Raw genomic sequence first — 785 nt, forward strand, 5'->3', positions numbered from 1 at the left:
TATAAATATAATATTCATTAATGTAAAATATTGGATATATATAATTAGAAAAGAGAATATATGGAAAATAATTGAAAAAATATTTAACATATTAAAATTTAAGTAACAGTATTAAATATTTATGGTTATGAGGAGTAAATATATGAAACTAAAACTGGCAAAAATAATATTATTAGGATATATTCTAATAAACATTTTAATGCCTATATCAGTATTAGCTGAATCATTAAACAAAGAAACCTTTGAAAATTTATCTATTGATGAAGGACTTTCAAATGAACATATAACATCAATATTTCAGGATAGTAAAGGATATATGTGGATAGGTACAATAGATGGGCTTAATAGATATGATGGTGAAAGAAGAATAATAGTATATAATTGCAGTATAGACAGTGAAAACTCATTAAGTTCAACATATATAAATGATATAGAAGAAGACTCTATGGGCAATATTTGGGTGGCAACTGATTCAGGCTTAGATATTATAGATACTAATACAGATACTATTATAAACTTTAATGACCTAGAAAKAAAGCTAATTTATGTAACTTAAAAATAACATCATTATTAAAAGATGATAAAGATGATGATATTATGTGGGTAGGAACTGAAAATGGTTTAATTAGGATAGACATTAAAAATTCAAAAATAGAAGTTTTAAACTATGATGAAAATAATAAAAATTCATTAACTAGTTCATATATAACATGTTTAGCTAATGGTGAAAATAATACCTTAATGATTGGAACAAACTATGGAATGAATATAATAAATAAAGAAAG

The 785-nt window shown here is 22.8% G+C and carries 1 protein-coding gene; it reads left to right on the plus strand.

Translation table 11 applies throughout. The features are described from left to right. Positions 1-142 precede the first annotated feature (142 nt). Positions 143-556 (plus strand): ligand-binding sensor domain-containing protein, encoded by a 414-nt coding sequence (locus G3997_RS03675; protein ID WP_296648281.1) that lies wholly within the window; start codon positions 143-145, stop codon positions 554-556. Positions 557-785 lie beyond the last annotated feature (229 nt).

Origin of the sequence: Romboutsia sp. 13368 (assembly GCF_018336475.1) — a bacterium.
Lineage (GTDB): Bacteria > Bacillota > Clostridia > Peptostreptococcales > Peptostreptococcaceae > Romboutsia.